The sequence below is a fragment of the Paenibacillus sp. Soil750 genome, assembly GCF_001428045.1.
Lineage (GTDB): Bacteria > Bacillota > Bacilli > Paenibacillales > NBRC-103111 > Paenibacillus_E > Paenibacillus_E allorhizoplanae.
In genome coordinates, this window is record NZ_LMSD01000041.1 from 302,852 (window position 1) to 320,025 (window position 17,174).

The following is a 17,174-nucleotide window of genomic DNA, read 5'->3' on the forward strand; positions in this document are numbered from 1 at the left end:
GAGTGAAGCCATATATCCATGATGTTTATCCGGTAAAAGCACAGTTCCTGCGAAATCAACCGATCACCATTGCCGTGGAGTTAGATCTCCCCTTTGCAATGGATAACGGTCAGGTTGAATTGGAAGCAAAAGTTTATGATTTGAACCAACAAATTGAAGTCTATCGTCACAAGATTGGCAGATCAGATCCAGGACAGCAAACCGTCCAGTTGATGATTAGTCCTAAGGATGTTGATTTTAAAGGCTATGGCGTTGATATTTACTTGTATCTAGATGAGGAATGGCTCCAGGTAAGTTCTACTTCATTCGATGTGGTTACGAACTGGAGAAAATCGCCAAGGTACGGATTCCTAAGTGATTTTCACCCGAAAGAGGCTGGTGACAGCGAAGATGTCGCGCAGATGGCTAAGCTGCACATCAACCTCGTACAGTTCTATGATTGGATGTATCGTCATGATGATCTTGTAGCCGAAGTAGAAGTCTACTCCGATTTAATGGGGAAGGTGTCCAGCCGAAAGGTGATTCAAGAGAAGATTGACCTGTGTCACAGCTTTGGCATGAAGGCCATTGCTTATGGCGCTGTGTATGCGGCAAGTCGAGAATTTTATGAGCAGCACCCCGATTGGGCTCTTTATGGCAGCAACGGCAAGGTGCTCGACTTTATTCACATTTTTTACTTAATGAATATAGCAGAAGAATCACCGTGGCATCGCCATATCATTGAGCAGTATAAGCGAACAATTGAGGAGCTGCCCTTTGACGGTATACACATGGATACTTATGGTTCTCCGAAAATAGCCATATCCAAGTTAGCTAATCAGGATAAGATTGTGAGGCTGGATGAGCACTTTCCAGTACTGATCAATAACACTCGGATGACGCTGCAGCGAAGTATAGATGACTTATGCTTGATTTTTAATAATGTGGGTAATTGGCCGGTTAACACGGTTGCGCTTGCTGAACAGGATGTTATTTATATTGAGGTTTGGAAACCTTATGAGCGGTATCATCATATCGTTCAAATCTTACGCTGGGCGCAGCAATACGGTGAGGGGAAGCCGGTGATATTAGCCGCTTATTTAAAGCCCTTCATGGAGACAGGTGATGCATCCATAGACCGAGCAAACCATGCTGCACTGATTCTAACGGCAGTGATCTCGGCTAGCGGTGGTTACCATTTGCTGTTAGGCGAGAATAAAGGTGTGCTAACCCAAGGCTATTATGTGGATTACTCTAAGTTGTCTGATTCCTTCTTCCGAGATATTCGATTGTATTACGATTTCATCATCAGGTATGCTACTGTCCTGTTTGACCCAGCGTTAAGGGACGTTTCGATGACACATGTGGATGGTGATAATCTTGAATATGTTTTCGAGAAGGTTTCATACAGTACTTACGGTGAAGCGAACAAGGTTTGGACACTAATTAAAGAAAAGCCGGGACTGAAAGTGGTGAACCTGATTAACCTTTGTGGTGTATCAGACGATTATTGGAATACGGGGAAGGAAAAACCAACTCCGCAGAATGATTTATCATTAACTATTTTGCTGGAATCGGATGTGAAATCGGTCTTTATTTCGACTCCGGATGACGAGATGGGGAGGCCACAGCAAGCACATTACGAGATAGAGGATAGGGATCGCGGCAAAACACTCGTCTTGACAATCCCTCATCTTGATATTTGGACTTTAGTGGTTATTGAGCTTGTACAATAAAAATACGTACCTTAATAGCAATTTTAAGGTGTTTCTAATGCAATCAGATGGGTTTACAATGAAGCTGTAACATAGCTACCACTTCAATTTACGAAAGACTAGCAACCCTTAATCGAACGGAAAAATGTCCATTTTTCTCAGTGTATCGATTAGGGGTTTTTCTGTCTTGAAAAAGGAGGTGAGCAGGCATACTGTTCTTGAAACTAGCAGCCAATGGTAGTCAACAATTGTGTAAATCTTAAAGGAGGAATTCATGAATGTTGTCAACGATCTATAGAAAAGCAGTCGTGTTAGCTGTGATCAGCCTTGCAATTGGGATGCTCTTAGTCGTTGTAGCTAATGCCGCAACCAGCGGAATCGTAAAGCGAGTATATACGGACAAAGCACGGTACAACACGGGAAATACGGTAACAGTCTCGGCAGAACTGACGAATGATACAGGAACTTCCTATAGTAACAATATTACGATAACGATTTACCAAGGTGAAACCCAAAAGTATACGACATCAACAGCAGTAACTCTCGCGAATGGAAGTTCTACAACGGTGAACTTCACATGGACCCCGCCATCAACAAATCATATCGGCTACTTCGTAAAAATTACTGCTGGTGGGTCTGCTGGGACAGGTGCTACAGCCATTGATGTGTCCAATGATTGGATAAAGTATCCGCGTTATGGATTTATGAGCGAATTTCCGGTTGGTGAATCAAGCAGTACAACCGATGCTCGTGTAAAGAAGACGATGCAGGATTACCATACCGTATCGTTCCAATTGTACGACTGGATGTGGCGGCATGAGAATATGATCAAACGAACATCAGGCGTTATTGACAGTTCCTGGACGGATTGGAGCGGAAAGTTGACCATTGGATGGCCAACGATTCAGAATCTGATCTCCTCCATGCATAATTATAATGCCGCAGCTATGCCCTATACGATGACTTATGCGGCGCTTCAAGATTATTCCACCATCTCTGGCGTTAGCAATCAATGGGGAATGTTCTATGATGCTGCTCATGCCAATCAGTTGGTTTTTGATTTCGTGGATAACAATCCAAATACCAACTTATGGTTGTTCAATCCGGCAAGCACGAGCTGGCAGAACCATATTTACGGACAGTATAGAGATATTTTGAACACAGCAGGATTTGACGGCATTCATCTAGATCAAATGGGTCAAAGAAGTGACCCCTACGCGTATAATGGGTCAACCATTGATCTTGATAACACGTTCGCTGGATTCGTCAACAATTTAAGAAGCAATCTGAATGCAAATTCGTTGTCCAATAAAGTAGTAACCTTCAATGTAGTGAATGGTGCTGTTGATGGCTGGGCAGCCCCCGATGTCACCAAGAATGCTCAAACTGATTTTGATTACAGTGAAATCTGGGAAGGTTCGGATGATTACATTGAACTGAAGGATTATGTCAATTACGCTCGCCAAAATAATGGTGGCAAAGCGTTTGTCCTTGCGGCTTACATGAACTATGAGGAGAATCTAGGTACAAAGTATGAAGCCGAATCTGCTACGTTAAATGGTGTGGCAGCTAACACCAATCATACTGGGTATACAGGAACTGGATTTGTGGATGGCTTTGGAGATAATGGTGACTATGTGGATTTCGCAATTTCTGCACCGGAAACAGGCAAATATGCTTTAGTGTTCCGCTATGCGAATGATACGGGTGCCAAATCCACGAGAAACGTATATGTGGATGGTGTGCTCAACAGGGAGATTGAATTCCTGGATCAAGCCGATTGGAACACATGGGCATTTGACGCCTACAGTGTAGTTCAGCTGAGTGCAGGCTCCCATACAATTCGCCTGAAAAAAGATACGGCTAGCACTGGCTTCATTAACCTGGATAGCTTGACTCTTGGTACGTTCGAGGAAAATTCCGTTCGTTTGACGAATGCAGCGATTGCAGCCAGTGGGGCTTTCCACATTGAGATGGGTGAGGCCGATCAGATGCTAGGACATCCTTACTTTCCCAACTTCAGCAAGCAAATGAGAAGTACACTGAAGGAAGGCATGAAGGATCACTATAATTTTATCACAGGCTATGAAAACTTATTGTTTGATACCGATGTAGTCAATAACGATTCTGGCACTCAGTTCGCAAGCATCACGGGTCAAACCGTAAGCGGGGACGCAGCTTCAGGCACGATATGGCAATTAAATAAGCGCAGCACCAACTATGATATTGTGCATCTAATTAACTTAACGAATAACGATACGAAGTGGAGAAATGCGGCTAATGCTCCAACGAACATGTCGAATTTAGCCACAAAGGTGTATATTGGCAATGACGAAACGATCTCTAATGTTTACCTAGCATCTCCAGATATTTCAAATGGAACAACCCAAGAACTAACCTTCACCAGCAGTTCTGATACCAATGGTAAATATGTTTCCTTCACCGTTCCTTCCCTGAAGTATTGGGACATGATTTATATGAAAAGAACATTTAGTGTGCCAACCAATGATATCTATGAAGCCGAGACAGCGATTAAATCCAACGTTGCAACGAATACCAACTATGCTGGCTACACAGGAACTGGCTTTGTCGATCAATTTGCGAATTCCGGCGACGGCGTATCTTTTATCGTTAATTCAGCAACAGATGATGATTATGTACTCAGATTCCGCTACGCCAACGGTGGTACTAACGCAACTAGGGATGTCTATGTCGACGGCAAATTTGCGGGAACCGTTCAACTAAAGTCAACCGGAGGATGGGGGACCTGGGGATATGGTGAAATGACCGCACATTTGAAGCCGGGTCACCATAGCATCGTGTTATGGTACAACAGTACGAATGCCGGAGCGATAAATCTGGATCATCTGGATTTGGATAAAACGTATATTTGGCAATTTGATCGCCAGATTACCACTGTTCCAGCAGGGTATAGGATCACGTACCGGGTAGGTGCACCGGGCTGGGTTCATTGGGGTGTAAACAACTGGACAAATGTCGTAGATACCGCATTTGTATCTAATGGTTCTACCAACGGCAATTTGGACTATGAGATTTCAGTTGGCCCCTTTACGACAGGCACTACGGTAAATGCGACTTTCCTTTGGGATGATAATGCTAATGGCGTGGCGGAGTACAGCACAGACCGCTGGGAGGGTACGAACTACAATATAACCATCAATTGAGAAAACCTCTATCGAGGCCATTCAAAGATGTGCGACCGCGTTTAGAGGAAGGTTTTGTCGCCAAATAGCAAGACGTTTTCGGTAGCCGAAAACTTATACTTTCTATTGTGGTGAAAAATACGAACTAGGAGGTTTAACCATGGTCCTTATGCGCACTTATAAATCTAAGCTGGCACTATTTCTTGCCGTAGTGTTAACACTAAGTTTATTGCTTATTTCAGTGCCAGTCTTTGCCCTGACCTCTCCCACTTCGCAGTCTATTACGAGCCTCTATATGTCCAACTGGACGAATGCCATGAATATTTGGATGGCTAGCAAGCTGTCTCAGAATGACACGGGCACGTTCGGACCAAGGATTGGCGAGATGCGGATCAGCGATGATTATACGACGAATCAAATCGTTGATTACTCAAGCTTTTTCCGAAATGAAACCAGCTCGACCAAATATGATCAGCCGCATAATTTCAATTCTGAAGCTTATTACGATAACAACGGGATTTTACGTACCAAATATTTGGATTATAGCGGCACTAACATGCCGATTACGGTAACGAAGGATTTTGCTATGGTGCCAAATGATAATTTCACGGTTGCAACCTTTACGTTTACGAATCCAACAGGCTCTGCTATTGATTACAACATGTTGGAGCAAATTCATGTCAACAATAAAACCAAGGGAGGCACGAATCAAACGAATACGGGCTCCTACGATGCAGCGCGGAATACCTTATTCGTCAACATGAGCAATTCGGGACAGTATTATGTCGCCCTTGGCGCTTATCAAACAATGGATGGTTATCAGGTGGCTGACGATACGCAGTCCTCGCTAGCTGCCTCTGATGTTGCGGCATGGTACACCTTCGACAACAACGGAACCGTTAAGAACAACGCTAGCAAGACAGCTGTAGACATCAGTGTAGCGTTTCAGGATCGATTTACGATTCCGGCAAACAGCTCAGTCACGCGTTCTTTTGTAGCAACAGTGCGCAATTCACTTGCGAATGCACAAAGCTCGATCGATACGGCGCGAGCACAAACAGCCTCCTATTGGTTTACCCAAACCGGAACTTCTTACACAAATTGGTTAACAGGAACCGGTAAACAAACCGTCAACTTCACGGATACCGGCATCAACGATACGTATAAACGCGGCTTAATTACGATCAAGAACTCCATTCAGCCAACTTCCGGAGCAATGCCGGCAGCAACGAATCCGATCGCTTATGGGTATAAGGTTTGGGCAAGGGATTCAGCGGTGACGGCGATGGCGCTCGATCAAGCAGGCTTTACCGCTGAAGCGGAGAAATATTGGTATTGGCTGCAGGATCGCCAGCTATCTGACGGCAGCTTTAAGACCACGTTCGATTTATGGACTAATAATTATGTTTCTTTTGTCGAGCCTGAGCATGATTCCATCGGCATTTTCTTAATCGGCGCTTACCTGCATTACGTAAAGACGGGAAATACGACTTTTCTCAACAACATTTGGACCAAATATAAAAAATCCGCTGATTTCATTTGGTCGAATTTAGGGTCTGACCCGTATCAATTCGGCGTGCCGGATAATAGCATTTGGGAGGAGAATGTAGAGTACAACGCCTTCACACAAGCGGTCTATGTAGCTGGTTTGGATGCGGCACAGTACATGGCGAGGGCGAAGAGCTTGAACAGCTTAGCCGACGATTATAATGGAGCAGCCAGTAAAATTCGTTCCAGTATTCAAAGAGAAGATACGTGGAATCCCAAAGGTTTGTGGAATGTCGTGAATAACTATTACAATCGGGCCGTAACAACATCCGGAGGCGCCAATACGTTGGTAGATGCATCATCAGCGGCGCTGATGGCTTATGGGGTAGTTGACGCCAATTCTTCACGGGCAAGCAGCCATAATAACAAAATAAAAACGAATCTGCAGCATGATAACTATGGCATAGCCCGTTATGATGGGGATACCTTCTACTACACCGCATCATTCAGTCCTGCAGGTAATGAAGCGCAAAGCGATGAGCCATCATGGCCGCAGATGAGTCTCTATATGGCGCTCTATCATCTGGATCGTGGAGAAACAGCGAGTGCTCTTAATTATTTACAATGGGTCGTTTCCCGAACGGCGGTCGGCTATATGTCAGCGGGGGAAGCGGTATCACGGATTACACTCAAGCCGCTGCCGAGTACATCCGTTGAGCCTGTAACAGCGGCTTGGTTTGTCCTTACGGCTTTGCAGTATGAAGGGAAAGCGGATATTCGGATTACACCTCCGCAATCGAATAGCGGGGCATACAAAGCAATTACGGTTACAACAACCGTAGCCAATGATCTGTCTCAATGGAGCAATGTTCCTTACTATATCGATAAGGTTTCAGACAGTTCATCAAGTTCTGCAGATACAGACATTAAGAGGGTATATGTTAGTAACGATGCTAATAATCTATACGTCCGAATCAAAAATAATAGCGGTACCTTATCAGGCTTCAATACCACTCCGCGATTTGGAATGATGGTATACGCTGAGGACTTTAAGCACAGTGCAGCCTCGAGCAAATCAACAGGCATGTATGGAGGAACCTTAGATCGACCTTTCCAATATTTAGTTGGTCGTTGGAGTGATGGAACGAATCTTTCTAAATTTAATGTTCAAAGCGGGAACTGGACATTTACCAACCATATTACAGGAGTCACCATTCCTCAGTGGGACACAACTACAGGCGAGATGGAGATGGTCATTCCACTTAGCCAGTTAGCCAGCTCTGCGGTGGCTACAGGGGACTTTTCTAATTTAAATATTGTCTTAATACGTCAAAATCCAAGCACGCTAGCTTGGACGGAGGACGATAGAATTGCTCTGAATTATCGCATTACGACGACAGGTGAAGCTTGGTACTACGGCAACGTCGAGTAAGTTTCTAATAACAAGAACCCCTTAGCTTAGGCTAGGGGGTTCTTGATTTGTTCATATTATCTTTACTTATGGATCCAAATTAATCCAGCAGAGTTGTCCTTGGCTTCACCAACGACTCGGAACTTTAATCCGAAATTCGGCACTAGGCGCCCGGCATCTGGAATCAATGTGTTCATATAAGTCTTGGCATCAGAGAATTCCTCAACGCCTTGCAGGGACTTATACGTATACTCACCACGGGTAGGGTTGTTGATGTACCAAGCTGGTGTTTTATCCAGCGAGAAGGCTGCGTCCGCTACTTGATAACGTGTCGTTTGCGAGACAGAATCTTGTCCATCTTTCTTGAAAATCATCGCATCAGCGTGAGAGTCTACGACGCCAAGGAATCCTTGTCCAGGGTGGATACCGGTCCAGTTGTCCAAATAACTATCATCTGCGTACCACACAAGAAGTCCAGTATTGTATTTCACACCACGGCTAAAGGCAAGAGATTTATCAGACCCCGCGTAGTTTCTCCACTCCAGGTAATAATAGTGCTTCTTGAATTCAATACCGTTCGAGGCGACAAAACCATCGAGGTTAAATTGAGATGCACCTTCGGCATCGTCGGAGAATACGACTTGACCATTTACGGTTAATTTCGCATTATCCATAGCAAAACCATTCAACGCGAGCCCGCCATCTGTGACGTAGTCGAAGTGGAGGGTTACTTTTTTACCAGCAAAATGGCTTAAATCATAGGACTTGTCTACCCAAGCTCCGTTCGTGGTTTCTGCACGTGCATCGCCATTCGTGTCATTGTCACCAATGATATCTAGGATTACTTGCTCATTGTAGGTCGATGCTGTAACCGTTAAGTAGTCATATTCGAACTCGACCTCATACAGCGTTTTAAAATCAAAAGTAGCTGTTTGTGCTTGGGTTAAATCAAACTCAGGCGTGGAAAGCGTCGTATGAAGATTGTCGCCTTTCGTGCTGTAATAATACTTAGCGCCGAATGCTGGTTGGATGCCTGTTACTGCTTTATCTGGCAAAGTCACTTTGACGATACCTGGATTTTGCGATTTCGTTACACTCTGATCAATGATGGCAGCCTTACCTAATTTCGTAATATCGGAGGAATCAATTTCAGTTACATTGGCCCAGTTGCCACCCATGGTTTTCTGGAAGAACTCTTTATTTTGAGGTGAAAAAGAGCTAGGAGTTGTACCCGCAATGTTGCCGTTCCAACTGCCACCGCTCATGATGGACCAAGAGGCAATTGGCTCACCTTGCCCGGAATATTGGGTATCATATTCATCCGGCAATCCTAAGTCATGACCGTACTCATGAGCAAATACTCCCACAGCACCATCTTCAGGTTGGATTGTATAATCATAAGCAGCCATTCGGCCACCCCAATAATCTACACCTGCTGTCGTTCCAGGAATCGCATACACACTACTAAGTGTCCAACGATGAGACCAGATGGCATTATCGCCTAACTGACCACCGCCAGCTTCTTGGCCCGTACCCGCATGAATAATCATCAGGTGGTCGACTAGACCGTCAGGTTCATTCTGATTGCCATCGCCATCCAAATCATATAAATCGAACTTATCATAGTCAGCTAGCTTAAGGCCGGTTGCAACTGCAGCATTCAGCGCGTCCTTCACAAGATCTCGAGGCCCTTTGGGGTTGAGGTTATCATGACCTCCTGCAGGGTTGTCATCACCGTATTCGACGGCTTTACCTGGAACGGTTAACCAATCGGAGACATAGCCATCCACCGTATAGCTGCCACCGGATTGCTCTTCGTAGTATTGTTTGAAGGTTTTGATCTTAGAACCGTCGAATAAAGTGAAATCTTTATTGCCGAACATGAGCTGTTGATAATGATCTCGGTTGAAATCTTTGGCAAACATGAATCCAGGTTCTTGCTTGACATTGTTATGTTTAAAATCTGAGAATTCGGTCAAAAGAACAAGGACTTTATCCTCGCGTACGGGACCGTTGTAGGAATCTTGTTTGGCGGATGGAATAGGGATGCCATTAGGGAGACCATTCTTCAAATCCAGATGGCCTTTGTTTAACTGTGATAAAAGCTTATCTTTTTGCTTTGCAATGAACTCCTTCGATCTTCTGTCGATCTCATTGCTTTGCTTGTCCACTTTGGTTGGAGCCATTTTGTTGTTCTTTACGGCAACATACGATTTGATAGCTTTACTGATTTGTTCAGGGGTAGCGCTTTTACTTAATAGACCTCGGTCCATTAAGCTTTTGGCCAGTCGGTCATCATCCACGATATTGAAATCGACCGGTGGTGCTTCAAGTGCCTCAACGTGGTCAGTTTCTGCAGCGAATGCAGATGTTGCTGTTGTGAAAGCGGCTGTTGAGAAAAGTCCTGCGGTTAAACTTGTTGCTAGTAAAACTCTAGTCATCTTTGAGGTGTAGTTTTTCAATAGGAGACCTCCTGCAAAATAGAGTATGAAACTGAAACTAATCTATGTATTTGACCTATGGTCATTTCAATTAAATACTAGATTCGACTAGTCTAGTAAGTGCTTATGGTCCTGCTCACATGGACCCACCCATTTATTTCCTAATTCGACATGATGGCTCTGATTTTGTCGTTTGATAGAGTTGCGGATTACAAAAAAGGAAACGAGAACTTCCTCTCGAAATTGTATGAGCTATGCGTAAGTGGAGGGTGTGGGCAGGGCGGTACATTCGCTTTAATTCCCACTTTTCCATAAAAGGAGGAATTCCCATGTTCACATGTAGATCAGCAACTAACGAGGATTTCAACACAATTCGTTCCTTTCCGCGCAATGCGGAAGAGCTGTATTATATGTCACCTGTGCTGCAATACCCGCTTACGTCTGAACAACTCGTGGAGTCAACTAAGAATAGATTGCAGCAAACCGTCGTGGTGGATGTGAAGGGGCAGATACAGGGGTATGCGAATTTGTATGGTTTAGAGGTAGATAAGCACTGTTGGCTTGGCAACGTCATTGTTTCTCCTGAAGCTAGAGGTACGGGTGCAGCTGAATCTTTAATCCGCACAATGATTGCGAAAGCGACAGATGAGCTAAAGGTTCAAGAGTTGCATCTCGTTTGTCATAATGTGAACACACGAGGATTGATATTTTATACCAAGCTAGGGTTTAAGCCCTATTTGGTAGAGAAGAAAACGAATCATACGGGGCAAACCATAGCAGGCATACGGATGAAATTGTCTGTTACGGAACCGTAAATCTAAGATAAGGCAGTGATCTCTTTGACAATTTCGTTCATAGTAGCCATGGACAAGAATCGCGTTATTGGTAAAAATAATGACCTGCCGTGGCGTCTGCCCAAAGAGTGGCAGTATGTAAAGAAAACGACGATGGGACATTCAATCATTTTAGGGAGAAAAAATTTCGAGTCCATCGGCAAAGCGTTGCCAGGGAGACGGAACATCATCCTGACTAGGGATACGACCTATTCCGCCCAGGGATGCGAGATCGCTCATTCCGTTGCAGATGTACTAGCGATGTGCCGCGGAGAAGAAGAATTCTTCATTTTTGGCGGCGAAGAAATTTATCGTCTATTTTTACCCTATGCGGACAAGCTCTATATGACCAAAATCGATCATGAATTCGATGGGGATACTTACTTTCCAGAGGTTGATTATACGGAGTGGCAGGAGGTTTCTGTTGAACAAGGGATTACAGATGAATCGAATCCATATACGTATTATTTTCATGTGTACACAAGGGTAAATACAGAGCTATTTGGTTAAAAAAGAACCGGTGGTCTTTTTAACGAGTTAACACCTTGATACCCATCACAATATTCCAGATAAAGACGACCAAATAGGCAACCCCGGTTAGTATCAACGGAATGATGAACTGGGACATGTGACCGCCATTAAATATGCTGTTTAAACCCAATATCCAGGAGAGAATGAAGCCTGCAATGGGCAAGCAATGTGAGAGGAATGCCCATTTCGCATGATGCTTAACCTCACGGTCCATAACAACGAAATAAATAACAATAGGCAAAAGAAAAGGAGCAAAAAATACGCTGAAATAGCTTAAAGCGGATAATATATGTCGGTTTTCCATAAAAGCCTCCCATTTTCTAATTTGTTAGATAAGAAGTAATACGCCTCGTATTGGATATTTATTACAAGACTTCTAATGGATAATATAAAAAGCCGTTCGCAAGGTCTTTTGACCTTAGGAACGGCTTCTCGTTGTGCATATATTCTTTTATTAATGGGGGTAAGCTCTATCCATTGTTCAAATGATTAGCGTGCTGGAGAGAAATCCGCGACTTTCTTCAAAATATCCTCGATTTGCTCCAATGTTTCTGCTCCGAGCGCAATATCAACAGCTTTCACGTTCTCTTCGATCTGCTCAGGCTTTGTCGCACCAATCAGTGCGGAGCTTACGCCAGGTTGACGAAGCACCCATGCAATCGCGAGTTGTGCGATAGAGATATCCAGCCCTTGGGCAACTTGCTCAAGTTCATGAACGGTCTGTAGTACACGGTCATTCAGATAGCTGTTGATGACGCCATTTACGGAATCGTTCGCAGCACGACTATCGGCAGGGAGTGGCTGCCCCAACTTATATTTACCCGTTAGAATGCCTTGCGCAAGCGGTGAAAAGACAACCTGACCAAGCCCCTTGCGCTCGGATACAGGAAGTACTTCGCGCTCGATATAGCGCTCGAACATATTATAGATCGGCTGATTTGAAATCAGCGGACGTAGATGGAGGCGCTCAGCAATGCTTGCAGCCTCGGTGATTTGAGCACCGTTCCATTCGCTAACGGCAGGATAAATGATTTTGCCTTGCGTGACCAAATCGTCGAGCGCGCGAAGTGTTTCTTCCAGCGGTGTGTGAATGTCATACCGATGGCAGAAATAGATATCGATGTAGTCGACACCAAGTCGTTTCAAGCTAGCATCACATTGCTCCATAATGTGCTTGCGGGATAATCCGCGATCGTTCGGACCTTCGCCCATCGGGAAATAGACCTTCGTCGAGAGCACATAGCTCGAGCGATCATATCCTTTCAGCGCGGCTCCCATCGCTTTCTCGCCTTCGCCACGATTGTAAGCATTCGCGGTATCGAAGAAATTAATACCACTTTCAAAAGCTTTCGCGATGCAAGCATCAGCGGCTTTTTGCTCTGCGGCTGTACCGTATGTAAGCCAGCTTCCTAAGGCGATTTCACTTACTTTTAACCCGCTGCGTCCCATATTTCTATATTTCATCTGCTAGTATCATCCTCTCATTAACCCTTGTTGCTGTAAGTATAAGTGAGGTGGGGTTGGCCGACAAGAAGGCACTATTAGTTCACTTAGTTACGTGGAGTTAAGTATTGGGCGGTCCCTACTAACCCCCAGCAACGAATAACTGGAAAACATACAGCTAATTTCGTCGGAAATCCCCCATTTCACCAACTAGATGTAAAACACGTAGGTAATTCGGCTGATTTAGCTCGATACGGCGCATATGACCAAATTTAGATGTACTTTATCCAGTTAATCCCGATTACCCGGCGCAATGAGAGAATTTAGCTGGAGGAAATCCAGTTATTTCGGCAGAGAGGCAGTGGGGGGGCGAAATGACTAAGAGGTGTTGTTAGAGTGCTCAAATGGTGGAGATGGCGGAATAAGTAGAGTCAAATATTAAAAAAAGATAAGTGCCCTTAATTCACGGTATGCCTCTTTCACGCCGCCTACGTTACACTTCATATCATAACAACGATGATAGGGTGATGGAGAACATGAGCTATTCAGAGGTTAAGCCGACGCTAAGCAAGTCTCAAGAGCAATCGGCGAAAAAATCAGGGTTGTTGACCTATTACAATCGCTACAAGGTGCTGTACCTGCTGTCGATTCCGGGCATTGTTTACTTTTTAATCTTCAAATATATCCCGCTGACGGGGTCAGTCATGGCCTTTCAGGATTACAGTATTTTCACCGGGATATGGAAAAGCGATTGGGTGGGCTTGGACAATTTCCGGCGCATGTTCGAGTACGCGGATTTCTGGCGCATTTTAAAAAACACGATGGCCATCGGCTTCTACACCTTGTTCTTCGCCTTCCCAATACCGATCCTACTGGCACTGATGATGAACGAGCTGCGCAACCAGTTTTTCAAACGTTTCGTCCAGACGGCCGTATACCTACCTCACTTTTTATCATGGGTAGTGGTCGGGGGCATTGTGATTGAAATCTTAAATCCGACAAGAGGTGTCGTCAACTATATCGTTACACTGTTCGGACTTGAGTCGATTTATTTCATGGGTGAGGATTCCTTCATTCGGACCATCATTGTGAGTTCAAGCGTTTGGCGGGATGCGGGCTGGAGTACCATTATTTATTTGGCGGCGATGAGCGGGATCAATCCAGATATCTACGAGGCTGCGCAAATTGACGGAGCATCACGTTGGAAACAAACATGGTCCATTACGATTCCGAGTATTCTGACGACGATTACGATCCTCTTTCTTTTGCAAATTGGTAATTTTCTGGATTTAGGTTTTGAGCGCGTGTTCGTGTTCCTGAATCCTTTGAACAATTCGCAGGGCGATATTTTGGATACGTACATTTATCGGGTGGGGCTGATTCAGCGCGAATATAGCTATACGACAGCCATTGGCCTATTTAAGTCGGTGATTGGTTTCGTGCTCATTGTAACAGCCAACATGTTCAGCAAAAAAGCAACCGGCGAGGGTTTATACTAACTTATCGAAGAAAGGAGGCTCCTAAATATGTCTAGTAGTAAGTCTGCGTTAAATAAACCAAGCCCTATATCCATATTGAATCCAATTGGGCTCATTCTGATCAGCTTAATTATGGTGCTGCCGATATTAAATATTATCGCCCAGTCCTTCAGTGGACCTGTTGCACTCAGTGCGGGGAAGGTCGTGTTATGGCCTGTCCAATTTACGGTGGATAACTATGTGACGGTTCTGAAGCAAATCGCGATATGGCGCGCTTTTAGTGTAAGCGTAATTATTACTGTTTTCGGTACACTCATCAGTCTCATCATGACAGCAAGTTTAGCGTATCCGCTATCCAGAAATGAATATCGAGAGCGCAAATACATTTTGCTGCTTGTGCTCATTACGATGATTTTCCATGCTCCACTGATTCCCAATTACTTGCTTGTACGTAATCTGGGTCTGCTGGATAGCTTATGGGCATTAATGCTGCCCGGGGCGATCAGTGCGTTTAATTTGTTCGTGATGCGCTCATTCTTTCTCTCCATTCCAGGCGAGCTGATTGAGTCCGCACGGATTGACGGTGCTGGGGAGATTCGCACGATTTGGAGCATTATTTTGCCGCTTTCGAAGCCAGCGATGGCGACGATGAGTATCATTTATTCGGTAGCGTTGTGGAACAACTATTCGAATGCGCTCTATTTTATCAACAATCGTGCCCTGTTCCCGCTCCAAGTGAAATTACGTGAATTTGTCGTGACCGATTCATCTGATTTAGCCAATACGGCGGGGGATATCGCCAATTTATCGCCTGAAGGACTGAAGATGGCCGTTATCGTGATTGCAACGATTCCGATCATGCTCGTGTACCCTTTCCTGCAAAAGCATTTCATCAAAGGGATGTTAATCGGTTCGATAAAATCGTAAAACCTGTATAATAAAGATCAACTGAGCTTAAAAAACACAATGTTCCAAGTTTTTCTTTCACGATAAGATGATCACGAATCAACAACATATCGATTAGGGGGATATACAATGAAAGCTTGGTTGAAAACGGGTCTCGTCTCAACGCTAATGGTTGCGGTTATCGCGGGTTGCTCCAATTCTTCAACGAGTACGACTGGAACTAGTGCAAGCCCAGCAAATCCAGCAAGCCCTGCAAGTTCCGCAAAAGCGCAAGCACCGGTGAAAATCTCCATCTCCTTAAGTGACTCCTTAAATAAATATGCGCTCGGCAGCACAGACATCAACAATGATAAATGGGTGAAAAAGCTTGGTGAATTAACGAATACACAGCTTGATCTGCGTCTTGTACCTCATGCGGAGTTCAAACCGAAGACAGCCTTGATGTTCGCCAGCACGGATCTGCCGGATGTCATGAACACGATTCAAGGGATGTTCCCACAGGGGCCAGATATGAGCGGAGCGATCAAGGGTGGATTGTTCATGCCACTTGATGATCTACTCAAAGAATATGGCAAAGATTTATTGAAAGCGATTCCCGAGCAAGCGTGGAACGAAGTGAAGTACAACGGAAAAATCTATGCCATTCCTGAATATTTGTCCAATGCAAGCCGTCGCTCCACTTTTATACGGAAGGATTTACTGGATCAAACGGGGCTGCCAGTACCGAAGACGGTAGACGATTTCCTCAACGTCCTGCGGGCCATGAAGAAGAATGGTGTTGCTGAACCGTATGCATTCCGGAAAGATTTTGTGTATTCCGATGTGATTTTCGGAGCGTATGACGTTATGCCGTATAGCACGATGTTCGAGAAAATTGGCGATCAGGTTGTACCGAAATTTTTCAAAGTGGAAGCGATGCAGAAAGCACTGACTGTCTACAAAACGATGTACGATGAAGGCTTGATGGCAAAGGATTTCGCAAGTCTTGACGGTAACAAATGGACGAACAACATCAATGCAGGTAAATCCGGGGTATGGAATCACAACGCGAACTTGCTGATGAACTGGATTAGTACAACGAAGCCTGCCAATGCCAAATCGGAAGTCATCATTATTCCGTCTCCAGTCGGTGATGATGGCAAGGGCGGAATGATGAAATACAGCTACACAGGCGGATTGTCCTACATCAATAGCAAGGTCAGCAAGGAGAAAGCCATCGCGATTGTGAAAATGATGAACTACATGGTGACAGAAGCGGGCGATCGATTCTTTAACTTCGGTATTGAAGGCGACACGTACACGATGCAGGATAATAAAGTCGTTTATAAACAACCGACGACACCAGAAGGCTCGCTTGAAGAGCAATTCCGCTCCGTTATGCTGAGACTTGTGGAAGATACGGCACTTAACAGAACACTTTTAAACACAACCGAAGATGGTAAAAAGCTAATCACACAATTTGACACCATCGTGACAAAAGAAGGAAGAAACGGGATCTCCTTCGCACCGGAGCTTACAACAACAGCGAAGTTCACAGATGCGGGTCTGAAGTTCTCCGATATGCCACCGGTTATTCTAGATCATATGCTGAAAATGGTGTACGGCAAGGAACCGATCTCTGATTGGCCGAAAGCGTTGGAAGATTGGAAAGCCAAAGGTGGAAATGAAATCATTAAGGAAGCAACGGAGCGTTATAACAAAAAAGACGGCGTCGTGATGGGTGACTAAAAAATAGCTTGTGCATTGGGTGGAAAGCATTTATTCTCGGGTTGAGGATAAATGTTT

11 protein-coding genes are annotated in these 17,174 nt (G+C 44.6%); 8 read left to right on the forward strand and 3 right to left on the reverse strand.

Annotated features, from left to right (window positions below; translation table 11 throughout):
• The first annotated feature begins 2 nt into the window (after positions 1-2).
• From ASL11_RS30805 to ASL11_RS30815, 3 genes are all read left to right on the forward strand, one after another.
• The gene (locus ASL11_RS30805; RefSeq protein WP_056623457.1) at positions 3-1,715 is read left to right on the forward strand and encodes a glycoside hydrolase family 66 protein; all 1,713 of its coding nucleotides are present in this window, start codon (positions 3-5) and stop codon (positions 1,713-1,715) included.
• A 257-nt stretch (positions 1,716-1,972) separates the two neighbouring features.
• Positions 1,973-4,879, forward strand: a complete 2,907-nt coding sequence (locus ASL11_RS30810) for a glycoside hydrolase family 66 protein (RefSeq protein WP_056623460.1) — start codon at positions 1,973-1,975, stop codon at positions 4,877-4,879.
• Between the two features lie 139 nt (positions 4,880-5,018).
• Complete coding sequence (locus ASL11_RS30815; protein WP_056623464.1) at positions 5,019-7,778, forward strand: glycoside hydrolase family 15 protein; 2,760 nt, start codon at positions 5,019-5,021, stop codon at positions 7,776-7,778.
• A 62-nt stretch (positions 7,779-7,840) separates the two neighbouring features.
• On the opposite strand, the gene ASL11_RS30820 is transcribed toward ASL11_RS30815, so the two are convergent.
• Complete coding sequence (locus tag ASL11_RS30820) at positions 7,841-10,198, reverse strand: immune inhibitor A domain-containing protein (RefSeq protein ID WP_056623636.1); 2,358 nt, start codon at positions 10,196-10,198, stop codon at positions 7,841-7,843.
• A 329-nt stretch (positions 10,199-10,527) separates the two neighbouring features.
• Here ASL11_RS30820 and ASL11_RS30825 point away from each other — a divergent pair, with 329 nt between their 5' ends.
• Both ASL11_RS30825 and ASL11_RS30830 read left to right on the forward strand, forming a co-directional pair.
• Positions 10,528-11,013 carry a GNAT family N-acetyltransferase gene (locus ASL11_RS30825; protein ID WP_056623467.1) on the forward strand — a complete coding sequence of 162 codons (486 nt, stop codon included), beginning with the start codon at positions 10,528-10,530 and terminating at the stop codon, positions 11,011-11,013.
• Between the two features lie 24 nt (positions 11,014-11,037).
• The gene (locus ASL11_RS30830; RefSeq protein WP_056623471.1) at positions 11,038-11,541 is read left to right on the forward strand and encodes a dihydrofolate reductase; all 504 of its coding nucleotides are present in this window, start codon (positions 11,038-11,040) and stop codon (positions 11,539-11,541) included.
• Positions 11,542-11,560: 19 nt separating this feature from the next.
• Here ASL11_RS30830 and ASL11_RS30835 read toward each other — a convergent pair whose 3' ends face one another.
• Both ASL11_RS30835 and ASL11_RS30840 read right to left on the reverse strand, forming a co-directional pair.
• The gene (locus ASL11_RS30835; protein WP_056623474.1) at positions 11,561-11,866 is read right to left on the reverse strand and encodes a hypothetical protein; all 306 of its coding nucleotides are present in this window, start codon (positions 11,864-11,866) and stop codon (positions 11,561-11,563) included.
• 185 nt (positions 11,867-12,051) lie between these two features.
• Positions 12,052-13,026 carry an aldo/keto reductase family protein gene (locus tag ASL11_RS30840; protein WP_056623478.1) on the reverse strand — a complete coding sequence of 325 codons (975 nt, stop codon included), beginning with the start codon at positions 13,024-13,026 and terminating at the stop codon, positions 12,052-12,054.
• Positions 13,027-13,541: 515 nt separating this feature from the next.
• On the opposite strand from ASL11_RS30840, the gene ASL11_RS30845 reads away from it, so the two are divergent.
• The 3 genes from ASL11_RS30845 (at position 13,542) to ASL11_RS30855 (ending at position 17,117) form a co-directional block, all read left to right on the forward strand.
• On the forward strand, positions 13,542-14,504 hold the full coding sequence (locus ASL11_RS30845; protein WP_056623481.1) for an ABC transporter permease: 963 nt from the start codon (positions 13,542-13,544) through the stop codon (positions 14,502-14,504).
• Between the two features lie 27 nt (positions 14,505-14,531).
• The gene (locus tag ASL11_RS30850) at positions 14,532-15,410 is read left to right on the forward strand and encodes a carbohydrate ABC transporter permease (RefSeq protein WP_056623484.1); all 879 of its coding nucleotides are present in this window, start codon (positions 14,532-14,534) and stop codon (positions 15,408-15,410) included.
• 108 nt (positions 15,411-15,518) lie between these two features.
• Positions 15,519-17,117, forward strand: a complete 1,599-nt coding sequence (locus tag ASL11_RS30855; RefSeq protein WP_082595993.1) for an extracellular solute-binding protein — start codon at positions 15,519-15,521, stop codon at positions 17,115-17,117.
• Positions 17,118-17,174 lie beyond the last annotated feature (57 nt).

Bases quoted from the DNA above. Each gene is read 5' to 3' on its own strand.
- ASL11_RS30810 (WP_056623460.1), top strand. From the start codon at position 1,973: ATGTTGTCAACGATCTATAGAAAAGCAGTCGTGTTAGCTGTGATCAGC.
- ASL11_RS30815 (WP_056623464.1), top strand. From the start codon at position 5,019: ATGGTCCTTATGCGCACTTATAAATCTAAGCTGGCACTATTTCTTGCC.
- ASL11_RS30820 (WP_056623636.1), bottom strand. From the start codon at position 10,198: ATGACTAGAGTTTTACTAGCAACAAGTTTAACCGCAGGACTTTTCTCA.
- ASL11_RS30825 (WP_056623467.1), top strand. From the start codon at position 10,528: ATGTTCACATGTAGATCAGCAACTAACGAGGATTTCAACACAATTCGT.
- ASL11_RS30835 (WP_056623474.1), bottom strand. From the start codon at position 11,866: ATGGAAAACCGACATATATTATCCGCTTTAAGCTATTTCAGCGTATTT.
- ASL11_RS30840 (WP_056623478.1), bottom strand. From the start codon at position 13,026: ATGAAATATAGAAATATGGGACGCAGCGGGTTAAAAGTAAGTGAAATC.
- ASL11_RS30845 (WP_056623481.1), top strand. From the start codon at position 13,542: ATGAGCTATTCAGAGGTTAAGCCGACGCTAAGCAAGTCTCAAGAGCAA.
- ASL11_RS30850 (WP_056623484.1), top strand. From the start codon at position 14,532: ATGTCTAGTAGTAAGTCTGCGTTAAATAAACCAAGCCCTATATCCATA.
- ASL11_RS30855 (WP_082595993.1), top strand. From the start codon at position 15,519: ATGAAAGCTTGGTTGAAAACGGGTCTCGTCTCAACGCTAATGGTTGCG.